The organism is Zwartia vadi (assembly GCF_030410375.1).
Taxonomy (GTDB): Bacteria; Pseudomonadota; Gammaproteobacteria; order Burkholderiales; family Burkholderiaceae_B; genus Zwartia; species Zwartia vadi.
Genome location: NZ_JAUHHE010000001.1, coordinates 22,957 through 41,328, shown reverse-complemented (window position 1 = coordinate 41,328; position 18,372 = coordinate 22,957). Strand labels below are relative to the sequence as shown.

General features: G+C 54.0%; 15 protein-coding genes. 10 read left to right on the top strand and 5 right to left on the bottom strand.

Annotation, left to right across the window (positions count from 1 at the left end; translation table 11 throughout):
- Positions 1-19: 19 nt before the first annotated feature.
- The 8 genes from QWY27_RS00190 to QWY27_RS00155 are packed head-to-tail and all read left to right on the top strand — an operon-like array spanning position 20 to position 9,502.
- Entirely contained in the window at positions 20-2,422 is a 2,403-nt protein-coding gene (locus QWY27_RS00190) for a DNA translocase FtsK (protein ID WP_290193754.1), read from the top strand.
- Between the two features lie 14 nt (positions 2,423-2,436).
- The gene (gene lolA, locus QWY27_RS00185; protein ID WP_290194065.1) at positions 2,437-3,075 is read left to right on the top strand and encodes an outer membrane lipoprotein periplasmic chaperone LolA; all 639 of its coding nucleotides are present in this window, start codon (positions 2,437-2,439) and stop codon (positions 3,073-3,075) included.
- A 36-nt stretch (positions 3,076-3,111) separates the two neighbouring features.
- Positions 3,112-4,428 carry a replication-associated recombination protein A gene (locus QWY27_RS00180; protein WP_290193753.1) on the top strand — a complete coding sequence of 439 codons (1,317 nt, stop codon included), beginning with the start codon at positions 3,112-3,114 and terminating at the stop codon, positions 4,426-4,428.
- Between the two features lie 4 nt (positions 4,429-4,432).
- Positions 4,433-5,911 carry a cytochrome ubiquinol oxidase subunit I gene (locus QWY27_RS00175; RefSeq protein ID WP_290193752.1) on the top strand — a complete coding sequence of 493 codons (1,479 nt, stop codon included), beginning with the start codon at positions 4,433-4,435 and terminating at the stop codon, positions 5,909-5,911.
- Entirely contained in the window at positions 5,908-6,912 is a 1,005-nt protein-coding gene (gene cydB / locus QWY27_RS00170) for a cytochrome d ubiquinol oxidase subunit II (RefSeq protein WP_290193751.1), read from the top strand. The genes QWY27_RS00175 and cydB overlap by 4 nt, the downstream gene beginning before the upstream one ends.
- A 9-nt stretch (positions 6,913-6,921) precedes the next feature.
- The gene (locus QWY27_RS00165; RefSeq protein ID WP_290193750.1) at positions 6,922-7,023 is read left to right on the top strand and encodes a DUF2474 family protein; all 102 of its coding nucleotides are present in this window, start codon (positions 6,922-6,924) and stop codon (positions 7,021-7,023) included.
- Between the two features lie 18 nt (positions 7,024-7,041).
- Positions 7,042-8,385: a serine--tRNA ligase gene (gene serS, locus QWY27_RS00160; RefSeq protein ID WP_290193749.1), complete on the top strand. Its 1,344-nt coding sequence runs from the start codon at positions 7,042-7,044 to the stop codon at positions 8,383-8,385.
- Between the two features lie 49 nt (positions 8,386-8,434).
- Positions 8,435-9,502: a hypothetical protein gene (locus QWY27_RS00155; protein ID WP_290193748.1), complete on the top strand. Its 1,068-nt coding sequence runs from the start codon at positions 8,435-8,437 to the stop codon at positions 9,500-9,502.
- 24 nt (positions 9,503-9,526) lie between these two features.
- Here the strand turns inward: QWY27_RS00155 and QWY27_RS00150 are convergent, their stop codons facing one another.
- A complete protein-coding gene (locus tag QWY27_RS00150) occupies positions 9,527-10,417 on the bottom strand; it encodes an alpha/beta fold hydrolase (protein ID WP_290193747.1) in 891 nt (296 codons plus the stop codon).
- A 48-nt stretch (positions 10,418-10,465) separates the two neighbouring features.
- Here QWY27_RS00150 and QWY27_RS00145 point away from each other — a divergent pair, with 48 nt between their 5' ends.
- Together QWY27_RS00145 and QWY27_RS00140 are read left to right on the top strand one after the other, a co-directional pair.
- Positions 10,466-11,263 (top strand): shikimate dehydrogenase family protein, encoded by a 798-nt coding sequence (locus tag QWY27_RS00145; protein ID WP_290193746.1) that lies wholly within the window; start codon positions 10,466-10,468, stop codon positions 11,261-11,263.
- Positions 11,263-12,861: a GMC family oxidoreductase gene (locus QWY27_RS00140; RefSeq protein ID WP_290193745.1), complete on the top strand. Its 1,599-nt coding sequence runs from the start codon at positions 11,263-11,265 to the stop codon at positions 12,859-12,861. The genes QWY27_RS00145 and QWY27_RS00140 overlap by 1 nt, the downstream gene beginning before the upstream one ends.
- Here QWY27_RS00140 and QWY27_RS00135 read toward each other — a convergent pair.
- The 4 genes from QWY27_RS00135 to QWY27_RS00120 all read right to left on the bottom strand — a co-directional run bounded on the left by QWY27_RS00135 (position 12,855) and on the right by QWY27_RS00120 (position 18,255).
- Positions 12,855-14,435, bottom strand: coding sequence for a glycerol-3-phosphate dehydrogenase/oxidase (locus tag QWY27_RS00135; protein WP_290194062.1), 1,581 nt, complete (start codon positions 14,433-14,435; stop codon positions 12,855-12,857). The genes QWY27_RS00140 and QWY27_RS00135 overlap by 7 nt on opposite strands.
- Before the next feature lie 96 nt (positions 14,436-14,531).
- Complete coding sequence (gene glpK, locus QWY27_RS00130; RefSeq protein WP_290194059.1) at positions 14,532-16,037, bottom strand: glycerol kinase GlpK; 1,506 nt, start codon at positions 16,035-16,037, stop codon at positions 14,532-14,534.
- Between the two features lies 1 nt (position 16,038).
- On the bottom strand, positions 16,039-16,734 hold the full coding sequence (gene queC / locus QWY27_RS00125; protein ID WP_290193744.1) for a 7-cyano-7-deazaguanine synthase QueC: 696 nt from the start codon (positions 16,732-16,734) through the stop codon (positions 16,039-16,041).
- 15 nt (positions 16,735-16,749) lie between these two features.
- The gene (locus tag QWY27_RS00120; RefSeq protein WP_290194057.1) at positions 16,750-18,255 is read right to left on the bottom strand and encodes a CoA-acylating methylmalonate-semialdehyde dehydrogenase; all 1,506 of its coding nucleotides are present in this window, start codon (positions 18,253-18,255) and stop codon (positions 16,750-16,752) included.
- Positions 18,256-18,372: the final 117 nt, after the last annotated feature.

Sequence of the window (18,372 nt, the reverse complement as noted above, 5' to 3'; positions counted from 1 at the left end):
GCAAATTATAATGGCGACTATGCCTAGACTTTCCCCAGCCACAACGCGGACTTCGCGAACGACCCGAAACACCCGAAACGGGCCCTCGGTGATGCAAACTCGAATACTCTCGATTCTACGGGAGGCGCGCTGGATCGTCTTTGCGGCTTTGGCCGCCTGGTTAACGCTAGTGTTGTTCACTTGGAGTAGCAGTGATCCGGGTTGGTCGCATTCCTTTGGTCGCGATACGGTTGAGTTGCGCAACCGTGGGGGCCTACTAGGCGCTTATATTGCGGATATCTTGTTGTATTTGTTCGGTTTTTCAGCCTGGTGGCTGGTTGTGTTGCTCCTGCACCGGGTCCGCGCCGGCTACTTACGCCTGGCCAATCAAATCCGCACCCGAGGTGAGCCTGAAACCCTCGCTCGGGTTCGCTGGGAGCAGGGAATTGGTTTTTTTATGGTGTTACTGGGCTCTGTGGGACTCGAAGCCTATCGCCTGAGTTCCTGGGGTTTTCAGTTGCCCGGTCGGACTGACACCATGAACGCTGCCGGGGAGCTTGTCACGACAAGCGGCGCGGGTGGAGTGATTGGTCATGCCTGGTCTGGCTTTTTGTCTTCTGCTGTCGGATTTTCCGGTAGTACCCTGATTTTATTGGCTTTGATCATCTTTGGTTGCAGCCTGTTTTTTGGTTTTTCCTGGCTAGCCATTGCAGAGAAAGTGGGTGGCGCACTGGAATGGGTGTGGTTGAAGGTCAAAGAAGGTCGCTCTGCCAGGCAGGACCGGCGTGCCGGTCAAGTTGCGCAGGCTGTCAGACACGAACAGGTAGAGGCCAAGCACGAAAAGATCGTGCATGAACAGCCTGTTCGCATTGAACCTGCGATTGTGGTGGTAGAAAAATCCGAGCGTGTTCAAAAAGAAAAACAACAATCGCTATTCGTTGAGCCGACTGTCACCGGTGATTTGCCTGCGCTGAGTCTGTTGGATCAGCCTGGCGAGGCGTTTGAAACCGTTTCTGATGAAACGATTGAATACACCTCGCGATTGATTGAGAAAAAACTGGCTGATTTCGGCGTTGAGGTGCAGGTCGTTGCGGCTCAGGCCGGTCCTGTGATCACGCGGTATGAAATCGAGCCTGCCACGGGCGTCAAAGGCAGCCAGATTGTCAATCTGGCCAAGGATCTGGCTCGTGCCTTGAGTTTAGTCAGTATTCGCGTGGTGGAAACCATTCCCGGCAAAAATTTGATGGGTTTCGAGTTACCCAACCCTCGCCGGCAGATGGTCAAGCTTTCTGAGATTCTCGGATCACAGGTCTACCATTCCAGCGCTTCTGTGGTGACGATGGCCTTGGGTAAAGACATCGCCGGTAACCCTGTTGTGGCGGACCTTGCGAAAATGCCGCACTTGTTGGTCGCCGGTACAACCGGCTCGGGCAAGTCTGTGGGTATCAACGCCATGATTTTGTCTTTGCTCTACAAGGCCGATGCCTCGCAGACCCGACTGATCCTGATCGACCCGAAAATGCTTGAGATGAGTGTGTACGAGGGGATCCCGCATCTGCTGGCACCCGTGGTGACGGACATGCGACAAGCCGCCAATGCACTGAACTGGTGTGTAGGTGAAATGGAAAAACGTTATCGCCTGATGAGCAAGCTTGGCGTTCGCAACCTGACTGGCTACAACAACAAGGTCCGCGAGGCCATCAAGCGCGAGGAACCGATCCCGAATCCTTTCTCCCTGACACCAGATGCGCCTGAACCGCTCAAAGAGTTGCCTACGATTGTCGTGGTGATCGATGAGTTGGCTGATTTGATGATGGTGGTCGGCAAGAAAATCGAAGAGTTGATCGCGCGTCTCGCCCAAAAAGCCCGTGCGGCAGGGATTCATCTTATCCTCGCCACGCAGCGTCCGAGCGTAGATGTCATCACGGGTCTCATCAAGGCTAACATTCCAACGCGCATCGCGTTTCAGGTTTCGTCAAAGATCGATTCCCGCACCATCCTGGATCAGATGGGCGCCGAGGCACTGCTGGGCCAGGGCGATATGCTTTACATGCCGCCTGGCACGGGTTTGCCGGTGCGTGTGCATGGCGCTTTTGTCTCTGACGAAGAAGTGCACCGTGTGGTCGAGTCACTCAAAGCACAAGGCGAGCCTGATTATATCGACGGTTTGCTAGAGGGCAGCTCCGAGGGCGAAACCGGCGATGGTCTGAGCAGCGTAACCGGCATGGCCAATGCCGAAGCCGATCCGATGTACGATCAGGCGGTTGAGGTAGTGCTGAAACATCGGCGCGCCTCTATTTCCCTCGTGCAGCGGCATTTACGGATTGGTTACAACCGGGCGGCGCGATTGCTTGAGCAAATGGAGAACTCGGGTTTGGTCTCGACCATGCAATCCAATGGGAATCGTGAAATTCTCGCTCCTAACGTGCCTCGCGAGGAATAATGCGGATGTTGTCGATGACTCGGATGCGAATGCTCTGGATGTCTGGACTGCTTGGCTGCTTAGCTGCGGTTTTGACAGCGCCAGCTTATGCTCAAACAGCGCGTGAACAACTCAAATCTTTCGTTGAGCAAGTGCAATCTGCCAGTGGCGATTTCGCACAATACACGGTGGGTCCTCAAGGCCAGACTAAGCCGGCGCAACGCGGCAAGTTTTTATTTATGCGTCCCGGTCGTTTCAAATGGGATGTACTCAAGCCCTACGAACAGCAAATTGTTTCTAACGGTCGCGAGGTTTTTCAGTTCGACCCTGATCTGAACCAAGTGACGGTTCGAAAATTCGATCAGGCTGTTGGCGCCTCACCTGCGGCGATTTTGTTTGGTTCGGGCTCTTTTGAACAGTCCTTTGATGTGACAGCACTGCCCAACAAAGAATCTCTGGTTTGGTTACGCGCCAAGCCCCGACAACCCGATGCCGGTTTTGTGCATGTCGATCTGGCTTTCAAAGATGGCATCCCGCACCGGATTATCCTCCTAGATGCGTTTGGTCAAACGACCCATGTGGAGTTGTCCGCATTGGTCCGCAATCCAGGACTCTCCACGAGTAACTTCGATTTTGTCGCGCCCAAAGGGGCGGACGTCGTGCGGATGCAGTGATGGGTTTTTTAGCCACCTCAAAGAAGATTTTTTGTGATGGCTGACCTATTTAAAGCCACGCCAAAACCACCACTGGCTGAAGCGCTGCGCCCGCGCACGCTCGATGAGGTGGTTGGACAAAAACAGCTATTAGGACCCGGCAAGCCACTTCGCGTAGCCTTCGAGTCCGGACGTCCGCATTCAATGATTTTATGGGGCCCGCCCGGAGTGGGGAAAACCACACTGGCACGTCTCACCGCGCAAGCGTTTGACTGTAGCTTCATCGCGATCTCGGCGGTTTTTGCGGGGGTCAAGGAAATTCGAGCTGCAATGGACGAAGCGCAGCTGAATCTGGAGCAATATCAGCGTCGAACACTCTTGTTTGTTGATGAAATTCATCGTTTTAACAAAGCCCAACAAGATGCATTATTGCCGTTTGTCGAGTCAGGACTGGTCACTTTTATCGGTGCCACGACCGAAAATCCATCCTTTGAGGTCAATGCTGCCTTGTTGTCGCGTGCACAGGTGTATGTTTTACAGTCTTTGGACGAGTCTGAGCTGCGAGAGCTTTTGACCCGAGCCCAACAATCTGTGCTGAAGGACCTCATTTTTGAAGAGGCCGCAATTGTTACCCTCATCGGCTATGCTGATGGGGATGCTAGACGCTTTTTGAGTTTGCTCGAGCAAGCAGGTGTGGCGGCTGAAAACGCTCATACCACCCATGTGGACGCAGACTTGGTTGAAAATGCGCTCAGTATGAGCGCGCGACGTTTCGACAAAGGTGGCGATAATTTTTATGATCAGATATCCGCTTTGCATAAATCAGTGCGAGGTTCGAATCCTGATGCGGCTCTTTACTGGCTGACCCGCATGCTTGATGGCGGCGCCGACCCTAAATATCTTGCCCGTAGAATTGTACGGATGGCCTGGGAGGACATCGGCCTCGCCGATCCAAGAGCGATGCAAATCGCCAATGACGCTGCGCAGACCTATGAACGACTCGGTTCTCCAGAGGGTGAATTAGCCCTCGCCCAGGCGACCTTATATTTGGCAGTGGCAGCCAAGAGCAATGCGGGCTATCAAGCTTACAATCAGGCTGTTGCCTTTGTTAAACAAGGTGCCTCATTGCCTGTGCCAATCCATTTGCGAAATGCGCCAACCAAGCTGATGAAAGAGCTTGGACATGGGCACGCTTATCGTTATGCGCATGATGAGCCCGAGGCGTATGCAGCCGGGGAAACCTATTTGCCTGAGGGGATGGCCGAACCTGCATGGTATCGACCGGTCCCGCGCGGTTTGGAAATAAAGATTGCCGAGAAGCTCTCGCACTTGCGGGAACTGGATCGACAAGCACGCAAGAAAATCAAGGAGTAGTGCGATGGAATCATTAGATGCAGTGTTGCTCGCCCGTATTCAGTTTGCGTTCACGGTGAGTTTCCATATTATCTTTCCTGCATTCTCAATTGGTTTGGCCAGTTTTTTGGCCGTGCTCAACGGTTTGCATTTGTGGACGGGCAAGGCGGTCTATCTCACTCTGTTCAACTACTGGAAGAAAATTTTCGCCGTGGCGTTTGGCATGGGCGTGGTGTCCGGGATCGTGATGAGTTACGAGTTTGGCACCAACTGGAGTGTGTTTGCGGATAAAACGGGTCCTGTGCTGGGCCCACTCATGGGCTACGAGGTGATGTCCGCTTTCTTCCTTGAAGCGGGTTTCTTGGGCGTGATGTTGTTTGGCCGCTCAAGGGTCGGACCTAAACTGCATTTCTTTGCGACTGCGATGGTTGCGCTCGGTACGTTCATGTCGGCGTTTTGGATTTTGTCAGTCAACAGCTGGATGCAGACGCCGGCTGGCTATGCCATCAACGATGTTGGACAATTTATTGTCGAGGACTGGTTAAAGGTGATTTTCAATCCTTCCTTCCCCTATCGTCTAGTGCATATGCTGTTGGCGGCATACTTGACCACTGCTTTTGTGGTGGGAAGTGTCGCGGCATTTCATTTGCTTAAAGAGCGCAAGAGAATGCGCCAGCCCGGAGCCGTACCTTCGCCAGATAATCAAGCCGCGACACGTGTGATGTTTTCTATGGCGATGTGGATGGCTGCGATCGTTGCGCCTATTCAAATCATGGCGGGCGATGCGCACGGCCTGAACACTCTTGCCCATCAGCCTGCAAAGATTGCCGCGATTGAGGGTCATACTGAGTCTCAGGGCAAGGCGCCGCTTATTTTGTTTGGTATTCCCAATGCTAAAGAAGCACGTGTGGACTATGCCGTCACAGTTCCTTATTTGAGCAGTTTGATTTTGACGCACTCTCTGGATGGTGTCGTGCCGGGACTCAAGGCTTTTCCCCCTGAGGACCGCCCCCCATTTGGCATTGTGTTTTTTGCATTCCGCTCGATGGTGGGCATCGGCATGTTAATGCTCTGTGTCGGCATGTGGAGTTTGTGGCTGCGGTATCGTGGGCGTCTATATGACACCCCGATGATGCATCGTCTCGCTCTGGTGATGGGCCCTTCGGGTTTCATCGCCGTCTTGTCGGGGTGGATCGTGACCGAAGTGGGTCGTCAGCCCTTTACTGTTTACAACCTGCTGCGAACAGCAGACTCGCACTCTCCTATTGATGCGACGGCGATCGCGTTTTCACTCGCGGCATTTGTTGTCGTTTACTTTTCGTTATTCGGAGCAGGTGTTTATTACATTTTCCGCCAAATGAGGCTTGAGCCAGGTGTGGGCTCAGATACGGCGGATTTATCCCCGCACGAGCCAATCCGTGCTGGAGGTATTGTGCCGGGATCGACGCTGGCGGCTAAAAGTAGCCAGGCAGGCTTGACGGGTAACACAGGAGAGCGCTCATGACACTCGATTACGCGTTGATTTGGTCTGGATTGATTGCCTTCGCTGTATTGGCCTATGTCGTTCTCGACGGTTTTGATCTTGGAGTGGGGATTTTGTTTCCCTGGGTCAAAACCGAGCAGGAGCGTGACATGATGATGAACTCAGTCGCACCGGTATGGGACGGCAACGAAACTTGGTTGGTATTGGGTGGTGGCGGCTTGTTTGCAGTGTTCCCCTTGGCATACTCCATCATCATGCCGGCTTTGTATGCGCCGATCATTATCATGCTGCTCGCTTTAGTTTTTCGCGGCGTAGCCTTCGAGTTCCGCTGGAAAAGTCAGAATCGGAAATATATCTGGGACTGGGCCTTTGCCGGCGGCTCTTTAGTTGCAGCCTTTGCCCAAGGCGTCGCGTTAGGTGCGTTGGTGCAGGGCATACAAGTGTCTGGCCGCGCGTACGCGGGAGGCTGGTGGGATTGGTTGTCGGCCTTTAGTCTGTTGACGGGTCTGGCCCTTGTAGTGGGTTACGCATTGCTCGGTTCCACTTGGTTGATGCTCAAAGCCGTTGGAACCGTTGAGGCGTTTGCCAAAAGGGCTGCATTTGGGCTTGGGATCGTCATGCTGGGATTGATTGGCTTGGTGAGTTTGATTTCCCCTTTCCTGCACGAGCACTTTATGCAAAAGTGGCTCGCCTGGCCTGCGATGCTTTTTGTTGCGCCTGTTCCCTTACTCGTCTTGGTGTGTGCGATCGCCTTGTTCAAGGGGATTCATCAAAACCGGCCGTTGATGTCTTTTTTGGCCGTTGAGGGACTTTTTATCTTGTCCTACGTCGGACTGTTAATTAGCTTCTTCCCTTACATGGTGCCTTCGTCTGTGACCTTGTGGCAAGCCGCGGCGCCTGACAAAAGCTTGAAATTCCTCCTAGTTGGGGCGGTTTTTCTCATTCCGATCATTCTTTCCTATACCGCCTATGCTTACTGGGTATTTCGCGGCAAGGTCGGGCCCACGCACGACTATCACTAGGATAAACATATGAAACGCTGGGGCTGGCTGTTGTTGATCTGGTTGTTGAGCGTTGGCGCGCTCTCGGCAGTGGCGTGGTTGATTCGGCGGATACAATACGCGATTCACTAGTCTTTTTATTCCTCGATCATGCTTGACCCAGCGCTGTTACGTAAAGACCTCGACTCCGTCGTTCGCCGGCTATTAAGCCGTGGTTTTGAGTTTCCCATGGAGGCTTTCAACAGCCTCGAGGCCCGACGCAAGACTGTCCAGACTGAAACAGAAAACCTCCAGGCGCAACGCAACGCGCTGGCCAAACAAATTGGTGCACTCAAGTCCCGTGGCGAGGATGCCTCCGCCGTGCTGGCTGAGTCCCAGTCGATTCCTGCCCGCCTCAAGGCGCTTGAACAAGACCTGTCGGATATTCAGTCCCAGCTCAATGACATGTTGATGTCCATCCCTAACTTGCCCCATGAGGATGTTCCCTTGGGGGCGGATAGCGAGGGCAATATTGAGGTGCGACGTTGGGTGCCCAACCCTGATCCAGGTTCAGGCGACCCCCAGCCGCTCGGTTTCGAACCGCGTGATCACGTCACGCTTGGCGAGTCGATCGGTTTGGATTTTGATGTGGCAGCCAAGCTTTCTGGCGCGCGTTTTAGTTTTATGCGTGGTTCGATGGCGCGTTTGCACCGCGCGCTTGCTCAGTTCATGTTGGATCTTCAGACAGAGCAGCATGGTTACACCGAGTGCTACACCCCTTATATCGTCAATGCTTCCACTCTGATGGGAACCGGCCAGCTACCAAAGTTCAAGAACGATATGTTCTGGGTGACACGAGGCGGTGATGAGCCCACACTCGATGCACAAGGCAATGTCGTGGCTGGCGAGGAGCAATACCTGATTTCAACTTCTGAAATCACTTTGACCAGTATGGTGCGCGATACGATCGTCCCCGCGGCCGAGTTGCCGATTCGCCTGACTGCTCACACACCTTGCTTTCGTTCGGAAGCGGGCAGTGGTGGGCGAGATACCCGAGGGTTGATTCGTCAGCACCAGTTTGACAAGGTTGAAATGGTGCAGATTGTTACGGCTGAGACCTCTTATCAGGCGCTTGAAGAAATGGCCGGCCATGCTGAAAAGGTTTTGCAGTTGCTGGGCTTACCTTATCGTGTCATGCTGCTTTGCACGGGTGACATGGGTTTTGGCGCCACCAAGACCTACGATCTCGAGGTTTGGTTGCCTGCTCAACATACATGGCGTGAGATTTCGTCTGTCTCCAACTGCGAAAGTTTCCAGTCGCGCCGGATGCAGGCACGTACGCGTAGCGAGGGAGGCAAGCCTGAGTTTGTCCATACCCTCAATGGCTCCGGTCTGGCAGTCGGTCGTGCCTTGGTCGCAGTACTCGAAAATTATCAGCAAGCAGATGGCAGTATTGTTGTGCCCGAAGTTTTACGCCCTTACATGGGTGGCATGAGCGTGCTGAAATCATGCTGATTTTTATTTTTTGTTTTCAAGAGGTTTATGCGCAATGAATGCTTGGTCGATGAATCTGACGAAAAAATTGGCGGCCAGAGCGTTACTCGCGCTACTCACCTCTTTAGTAGTGTTCAGTCCTGCTTCAGCCTCCCAGACCATGGGGTTGTACTTGCCCACCGCGCAGCAACCCGCGCCGGCCTTTCCATTTTTGACTGGGTCGCTCAAAACTCAGGCTGACGATGCTTGGGCTTTCTATCAAAAATCGATTGGTCAGCCGCTGTCAAAGTGGTCGGCGGCCGAGATTGCTCCCAAAGCGGGCGGTACGGTGTTTTATCCCTTTTCAGGTCCTGATTTTGTGACCGTCTCGCATGCCTTTCCAGACGCAGATAAATACGTAATGGTTGCGATGCAGGCGGCCGGTGCACCGGTCACGCTTGCAACAATGCCACCCGCGCGTGCGCAAGGTTTTCAAGCAAAATTCATTCGCGAATGGATGAAATTCAGTCGCTTGGCATTTTTTCGCACGGATGATTTAAACGAAGATCAACGTGATCAGTTCGCCCCGATTGGCGTGACGACGATTCTATCGACGTTTGCGTTGTACTCAGGTTTTGATGTGATGGATATCTATCCAATCGTTTACGACGAGCAATCAGATTCCTTTGTCAAAAGCGCAGCAGGGCCATGGCGTTCAGTACGCTTGGTGCTCAGCAAAGCCGGCAAACCCGTGACCCTTGATTACGTGAGTCTGGATTTGTCAGACGCCAGCTTGAGCAAAAACGAACCGATGCGCAAATGGCTCGCACGCGAGGCCCACAATCCAGTGCTGATCAAAGCCGCTTCGCACCTGCTGCAAGAGACTTATTTTTCTGTCTTGAGAGATATTCTCGTCGCCAATGCCACGTTGGTTGTTCAGGATGAAACAGGCCTGGACTATAGCTATTTGTCCAAAATCGGACAGGTTGATTTATACGGTGGTTTTTTATACCCCCACGAACTCTTTAATCGTAAAAAACAAGAGTCCCTGGGTAAAGCATACCGAGAGTCGACCAATGTGAAACCTTTGCCCTTCGCGTTTAGCTACAACAAAACCAATGAACGTCGAAGCGTTCAGATCGTCAAGCGACAAAACTAAAGAGCTAAAGAGCTAAAGAGCAAACTATTTATTGCGGGCAAAAGCTTGTTGAGAAAACTTAAGGACGGCCTGATTAAAGCTTTCAGCCTCGTCCACAAATAAAGCGTGCCCGGCCTTGTCGAACATTTCGACGGTAATCAGGTCCCGGGCACGTTTCTTTTGGAGTGCATCACCTTGCTCTTTGAGCCAGGGTCTGATGGCATACAACACGGGAACCTGCTGTTTTTGGAGTGTTTCACTCCAGTACGTGCGCGGGTAGGGCTGATTCAGCAGCTGAATCGCAACGTCCGGGGCAGCCTGAAGCGCGGAATCCAGAACAGCCTGAGCGAGCACCGGCGGGGGCGGTTTACGATAAATATCCTGACTAAAGGTGCGCATGTACTGTTCGCGTTTGACCGGATCGTTCATGGTTTGGGCAAAATTTGAACGACGGCTTGCTGGCGGACGGCCCTCGCCAACAGAGTTGTCGATCAAAATCAGACCCCGGAGATTTTTGGGCTTGTAATTGGCAACGTAATCCAGTGATTCGAGCACGCCTAGAGACCAACCGGCCAGGACAAACTCACGCACATGCGCAGCCTTTAAAAACTCTGCAATATCCTGGATACGCCGTTTGGGGGCATGCGAGCGGGTAGTGACCTCGGAAAGGCCTTGTGATCGCGGATCGAGGGCGAGCACTCGGTAGCGGCCAGAGAGGGCCTCGAACTGTTTCTCAAATACGGCTGCAGGCATCAGCCAGCCCGGTATCAATACGATCGTCTGGTTGCCGCGCCCCGCTTCGATGTAGTGCAGACGCACGCCGTCGGATGTTGTGAACGTGTGGTGTTGAACGGGTGCCGTGAGCCCAAGCGCAGGCCAAAAAGCCGGCCAGAGTGCAAGTGACAGGAAACGCGCGAGTCGCTGGAGTCGATTCATGGGTACACTTCGTCATCAAAGTCTGAAAAGCAATAACTAGCTGACATTATGATGGAAATTACAGGTAATACGCGACTCTATGGCATCGTGGCCGATCCAGTCTCGCAGGTGAAGACTCCCCAGACGATGCACAAAGTTTTTCAGAAAAGAGGGACCGATGGCGTTCTTGTTCCCATGCATGTTGCCTCTGAACATTTACCCCTTTTTGTGCAGGCTTTGAGAGGTGTGTTGAATTTTGGAGGAATGATCGCCACTGTTCCACATAAAACGGCAATGGTGGATCTTTGTGATGATGTGTCGCCGGCCGCTCGCTTGGTGGGAGCCGTGAATATCATACGTCGCAATCCTGACGGCAGTCTTTCTGGCGACATTCTGGATGGCAAAGGGTTTGTGGGCGGTTTGCGTCAACATGGGATCGAGCCAGCCGGTTTGAGAGTGTATCTGAGTGGTGCCGGTGGTGCTGCCAAAGCGATTGCCTTCGCGCTCGCCGATGCAGGTGTCGCCTGCCTGGACATTTACAACCGGACCGAATCTAAAGCACAAGACATCATCACACGCTTAAAAGGTGTTTACCCACAAGTCGCGATGGCTGCCGTAGGCGCAAGTCCTCTCGGCTACGATCTGGTGATCAATGCCACCTCTCTGGGGATGAAACCGAACGATCCCTTGCCGTTTGAGGTAAGTGATTTACACGCGGAACAAATCGTGGCGGAAATCATCATGACGCCCGCGCTGACGCCTCTGTTGCAGGCGGCACAAGCCAAAGGATGCAGGATTCAGTATGGTTTGCCTATGCTGGAGTGTCAGATTGAATTAATGGCGGACTTCATGGGGGTCGCGAAGTAATGGAACAATTTGACTATGTGATCGTGGGAGGCGGCACGGCAGCATGCGTGCTGGCGAATCGTCTGTCGGCGAATGGTCGCTACACGGTATTGATGCTCGAGGCCGGGGGTGAGCCCAAAAGCATGTGGATCAAGATTCCAGCTGGTTTCACCAAATTGCTGAATGATCCTGTCTACAACTGGCGTTTTGAAACAGAGCCCGAGGAAAACACGCATGGGCGGACAATCGCGATTCCGCGCGGCAAGGGTCTGGGTGGTTCGAGTTTGATCAATGGCATGATCTATGTGCATGGTCAGCCCCAAGATTATGACCACTGGGCTAAGCTTGGGGCGACAGGTTGGTCAGCTCAAGACGTTGCGCCCTATTTTAAAAAGATGGAAACCTATCTGCCCGGTGGAGACACTCGGGGTAAAACTGGACCGATGCATATCCATCAGGTGAGCGAGCGTTATCCACTGACGCGGGCCTTGCTGCAGGCCGCTGCCGAGGATGGGCAACCAATCAATCAGGACTACAACGGTCGCTATCAAGAGGGTTTTGGTTATTATCAGGTGGCTCAAAAGGACGGGCAACGCTGGAGCGTGGTCGAGGGCTATCTCAACCCGGCTCGTCAACGCAAAAATCTAACGATTCGTACCCAAGCCCTGGTGACCAAACTCAACGTGAAAGAGGGACGCTGTACGGGTGTGACCTACCGTGACGCTTCGGGTACCCATACAGTCTTTGCGCAACGCGAAGTGATTCTTGCTGCGGGTGCTGTTCAGACACCACAGCTGCTTGAGTTATCCGGTATTGGCGATCCTGCTTTGTTGCATAAACTGGGCATTCCGGTGGTTCACGCTGCTGCGCGTGTGGGTGAAAACTACATTGATCACTATGCCACCCGGATGAACTGGCGCGTTAAAAACACACAGACATTAAATGAGTTGGCGCAAGGCTGGCGTGTGGGTATTGCCGCGCTTCAGTACTTTCTGCGCCGTAAAGGTTTATTGACGCTTGGAACAGGTCTGGTGCATGGCTTTGTCAGAACACAGCCGCAACTTGCAACGCCTGATGTGCAATATTTCTTTATGCATGCGAGTTATGCGAATGCGGCGATCCGCAAATTGGATCATGCCCCCGGGATGACGCTGGGCGTGGCAGGTTTACGCCCGACCTCTCAAGGTAGTATTCATATCAAGTCTAATGATCCCCTGCAGGGACCGTCGATCCGTCCCAACTTCCTTGCAACCGAGGAGGATCGACAAACCTTGATCGATGGAATGAAAATCGCGCGACAGATTATTAGCAGACCTGCGCTTGCGCATTACATAGATTTTGAAATGAGTCCGGGGCCTCAGGTCCAAACGGACGAACAGTGGTTGGAGTTTGGACGGGCCAATGGGCAAACCATTTATCATCCGATCGGTACCTGTCGCATGGGCTCGGATGCGCAAGCTGTTGTCGACGTCAGACTGAGATTCAATGGACTCAAAGCCTTGAGAATTGTCGATGCTTCAGTGATGCCCGCGATGGTTTCGGGCAATACACAGTCTCCCGTCATGATGGTTGCCGAACGCGGGTCGGATCTGATTCTTGAGGATGCCGAACGTCACTGAGGCGTGAGCGAGCGTTTATCGTCCGGCAAGGTGAGGTAGTGTTGCGCAAGCGTCAGGAAGTCTGACAAGCCTGCGTCTTGACCCGTTTCCTCGACCATGATTTGGCTGACAAGGGGCGCTACAGAGGCGGCTAAACGCGCATCCAGAAACAAGAGACGCGAGCGTCTGGCAAGCACATCCTCGACTGTGCGCGCATATTCGTAACGGACAGCAAACCGAACCATGGCGGCGGTGAGACCACCGCCAAGCATGCGGTCCGCACCTGGCAGTGATTGCAAAAAGGAGGCCTCATCACCATAGGCAGCCAGTCCGGGTGCTTCATGCAGGGAATGCTCGACAGTTTGTCCGGTTTGCGCGCCGACTAGAGTGAGGTGTTCTGTCGAACAAGATGCTTTGGGTTCAAGAAGCTTTGCCTGCATGCAGTGTTTGATGACATCGTCTGCCATAGCGCGGTAGGTTGTCCACTTTCCACCCGTTACAGTGACAAGCTGACTTGGGCTGATCAGTACCGTATGTTCGCGACTGATTTTTTTAGTGTTGCCGGCGGCATCGGAGGGTGGTTTGACAAGCGGGCGCAACCCCACCCAGATACTTTTGATATCCGCACGTGTGGGCGCGCGCTGCAAATATTGTCCGGCTTCACGCAATATAAAAGCGAGCTCTTCATGAAAAGGCTCTGGCTCCTGACTTAAGTCGTGCCTGGGCGTATCCGTTGTGCCTAATATCACCTTGCCCAGCCATGGCACTGCAAACAGTACGCGCCCATCGCTGGTGTGCGGGACGATTAGCGCCTGATCGCCAGGCAGAAACTCGCGATCCACCGCAATATGCACACCTTGGCTGGGAGCGACGATGGCCTGGCTTGTTTGGCCACGGGCCTCGTCATCAAGTTGACGAATTTCATCGACCCAGACCCCTGTGGCATTGACGACGCATGACGCTTGTATGGTGTAGGGCAGTCCGGTTTCGACATCTTGTGCCAGAATCCCGTTCACCCGATTATCCGTGTCATGGAGCAGCTCAACCGCGCGACAGTAGTTCAGAACCGTGGCGCCGTGTTGTGCGGCTGTCCGGGCTAGGGCGATGGCGAGTCTTGCGTCATCGAACTGTCCGTCCCAATATTGCACTGAGCCTTTCAGCCCGTTTGGCTTAATGTTGGGTAAGGCTGACTGCGTGGCGGCCACGCCATGAAAGCGTGTACGTCCCAAGCTGCGCCGCCCGGCAAGCAGATCGTACAACAGTAGGCCTGCGCCATAAAAAGCCTGTTCCCAGATGCGGTAGCATGGCATGATGAACGACAAGGCACGCGCGAGGTGCGGTGCATTGTGAAGCAAAGTGGCGCGTTCATGCAGCGCTTCGTAGACAAGCGAGATGTTGCCTTGCGCGAGGTAGCGCACACCGCCATGGACAAGCTTGGTGGAGCGCGAGGAGGTCCCCTTGGCGAAGTCATTCGCCTCGATTAAAACGACTGAAAAACCGCGTTTTGAAGCATCCAGTGCAAGACCCAGTCCAGTCGCGCCACCTCCGATAATTGCCAGATCGAAGGGTTGACTGGTCTCCAGCCCTGAGAGCATCTTGGCACGTTCTGTCGCGATGGGCGCAATAGAGGGATAGCCGTCGGAGGGGCTTTTGTCTGATGACGTGATTTCGGGTGTAGTCATCAGCACAGTTTAGTCCTGAGACCAGGATTTGGCACGCTCAAGTGCTTGGCGCCAGCGCGCACGTTTGACCTGACGCTCTTGGCTGGACCACTGTGGTTGGAAACGTCTGTCTTCTTGCCAAAGCTTGGAGATCGCATCCGTACTTGACCAGAGTCCTGCAGCCAAACCACCGAGGTAGGCCGCACCCAGTGCAGTCGTTTCAACGATCTGCGGACGCACAACGGGTACCCCCAAGATATCAGCTTGCATCTGCAACAGCAGATTGTTTTTTGAAGCTCCACCGTCGACACGTAATTCTTTCAAGGTCAAACCAGCATCTTTTTCCATCGCTTCAAACACATCCGCGACTTGAAGGGCGATCGCCTCAAGCGCTGCGCGGGCAATGTGTGCTTTAGTCGTTCCTCTCGTCATTCCAATGAGGGTGCCACGCGCATGACCGTCCCAATGCGGCGCACCAAGACCCGTGAAAGCAGGGACAAGATACGTATCGCCTACATCTGGCACGCTCAGTGCCAGCGCCTCAACCTCCTGCGCGCTCTGGATGATGTTCAGGCCGTCGCGCAGCCATTGAACTGTCGCACCACCCATGAAAACCGAAGCCTCAAGGCAGTAGGTTGTTTGCAACGTGTTGTGAGGTGCGTCAGAACGTTGCCAGCCAACGGTTGTCAGTAAATGATTGCGACTGGCGACAGGTTGTGAGCCGGTATTGAGCAACATAAAGCAGCCTGTGCCGTAGGTGTTTTTAGCCATACCGGGTTCAAAACAGCCCTGACCAAACGTTGCGGCTTGCTGGTCGCCAATCATCGCGGTGATTGGAATCGAAAGACCGAGCACAGAGGCATCTGCTTGCGCAAGCTGACCAGCGCTCGGCACAACGGTTGGAAGCACGGCGCGTGGAATGTTGAAGAGCTTGAGCAGCGCCTCATCCCACTCCAGTGAGTGCAAGTTGAATAAGAGTGTCCGTGAAGCGTTGCTGACGTCCGTAATATGCGAGGCGCCTGCGGTCAGGTTCCAGACGAGCCAGCTATCAATGGTCCCGAAGGCGAGTTCGCCCCGTTCGGCACGAATTCTGGCTCCCTCGATGTTGTCGAGCAGCCAGGCCAGTTTTGTCCCTGAAAAATAGGCATCCAGCACAAGTCCGGTTTTGGCCTGGATCAGTTCGGTGAGTCCTTGTTGACGCATGGCGGCGCACTGATCGGCTGTGCGACGATCTTGCCAGACAATTGCGGGACCGATCGGTTGTCCCGTTCGTCGATCCCACAATAGTGACGTTTCCCGCTGGTTGGTGATCGCAAGCGCTGCAATGCTGTCTGGCGCTGGACAACGTTCGATCAGTGTGCGTGCGACGTCGAGTTGAGTGCGCCAGATATCACGGGCATCGTGTTCGACCCAGCCTGGCTGAGGAAAATGTTGAGCGTACTCGCACTGCGCAGAGTCGACGATCGACCCATTTGCATCAAAAAGAATTGCGCGTGAACTTGTCGTGCCCTGGTCCAGTGCAAGGATGTATTTCATTTCAGCCAGGAAACTTGAGGTCAAGCGGATCGGTCAAGCCGAGTTCGGCAAAACCTTTGGCCCGCAACAAACAAGAGTCACATTGTTTGCACGGCGCACCCGCTGGACTTGGATCGTAACAACTCGTCGTTTCTGCGAAGTCCACGCCTAGTTCCATGCCGCGCCGAATGATGTCGGCTTTGGTCATCTTGACCAGCGGCGCGCGAATCTTAAGGTGTTGTCTGCCTTCGACGCCTGCTTTGGTCGCGAGGTTGCCCAGGTGCTCAAAAGCCTCAATGTACTCAGGCCGACAGTCAGGGTAGCCGCTGTAGTCCATCGCATTGACGCCGACAAAAATATCCTGTGCGCCAAGAACCTCGGCCCAACCTAGCGCCAGACTTAAAAAAATGGTGTTGCGAGCGGGGACGTAAGTAATCGGGATCCCCGTGCTGATGTCATCGACAGAGTGCCCTTTGGGCACAGGAATATCTGCTGTCAGCGCTGAGCCGCCAAAGCTGCGTAAATCCAAATCAAGGATGACGTGCCTGGAGACTCCTCTGACGCGCGCAAATTCCGTTGCCTTTTCAAGCTCAACAGAGTGGCGCTGGCCGTAACGAAAGCTCAGTGCGAAGACTTCGTAACCCTCATGTTGTGCGATCGCCAGCACGGTGGTCGAGTCCAGACCACCGCTGAGCAAACATACTGCTCGTTTTGTCATCCCGGATCCCGTCAATTACTTGGCAGTGGGCATGACAAACTCGGCACCTTTGCCGATTGTTTCGGGCCAGCGTTGCATGATCGACTTTTGCTTGGTGTAGAAACGCACACCTTCCTCGCCGTATGCGTGCATGTCGCCAAACAAACTCTTTTTCCAGCCGCCAAAGCCATGCCAAGCCATCGGCACAGGAATCGGCACGTTGATGCCGACCATGCCGACTTGGATGCGACGACCGAACTCGCGCGCCACGTTTCCGTCACGGGTATAGCAAGACACGCCATTGCCGAACTCGTGGGCATTGATCAGGTCAACGGCCTGAGCAAAGTCTTTGACGCGAATGCAACTCAGGACGGGGCCGAAGATTTCTTCTTTGTAGATGCGCATCTCGGGGGTGACATGGTCAAACAGTGAGCCACCGGTAAAGAAGCCCTGCTCGTGACCGGGAACCTTGAGACCACGGCCATCAACGACCAGTTTGGCACCTTCTTTGACACCGATGTCGATATAACCCTCGATGCGTTCGAGGGCCTGGCGCGTCACGATCGGGCCCATTTCCGCATCAAGCTCAAGTCCATTTTTGATTTTGAGTTTTTTGGCACGATCCGCAAGCAAGGGAACGATTTTGTCTGCAACATTGCCAACCAGTACCGCGACTGAAATCGCCATGCAGCGCTCGCCTGCAGAACCGTAGGCCGCACCAATCAATCCGTCCACAGCTTGTTCGATATCGGCGTCTGGCATGACAACCATGTGGTTTTTCGCGCCACCCAGGGCCTGTACGCGTTTGCCGAGGTCGGCACCCCGCTGGTAAATGTATTGAGCAATCGGCGTTGAGCCGACAAAGCTGATCGCCTTGACGTCAGGATGTTCCAGCAGCCCATCGACAGCGACCTTGTCACCCTGGACAACGTTAAACACGCCGTCAGGTAAACCGGCTTCTTTAAAGAGCTTGGCCATGAAAATCGAGGCTGACGGGTCGCGTTCGCTCGGTTTGAGTACAAAGCAGTTTCCAGCTGCGATCGCCACGGGAAACATCCAGCAAGGCACCATGCATGGGAAATTAAAGGGGGTAATGCCGGCAACCACACCAAGAGGCTGGCGCAAGGTCCAGTTATCGATCCCTGTGGAAACCTGATCGGTAAAGTCGCCTTTGAGCAACTGTGGCATCCCGCAAGCAAACTCAACGATGTCGATTCCGCGCATGACTTCGCCCTGCGCGTCGGTAAAGACTTTGCCATGCTCTTGCGTGATGATCGAGGCAAGCTCGTCTTTGTGTGTGTTGAGGAGGGCTAAAAAGTTGTTCATGATGCGCGCCCGGCGGATCGGGGGCGTATCAGACCAGGCGGGGAAGGCGGCTTTTGCGCTGGCGACGGCCTCGTTGACAGTCTCAAGGCTGGCGAGCTCGACCTTGCGGGTGGCTTGCCCGGTCGCCGGATTGAACACGTCCTGAGTGCGTGCACCGGGGTGAGTGACGGCCTGACCGTGAATCCACTGGGAAACCACAGCGGGGATAGTAGGCATTGGAGGCTGCTTGGACATGCGTATTCCTTTGGCGTGAGCGATAGACAAACTAATCCTTCATTGTAAGATGGCTTGACCCTCTCTGAGGTGCTTGTTGGTCGCTTTTTGTGATCTTGG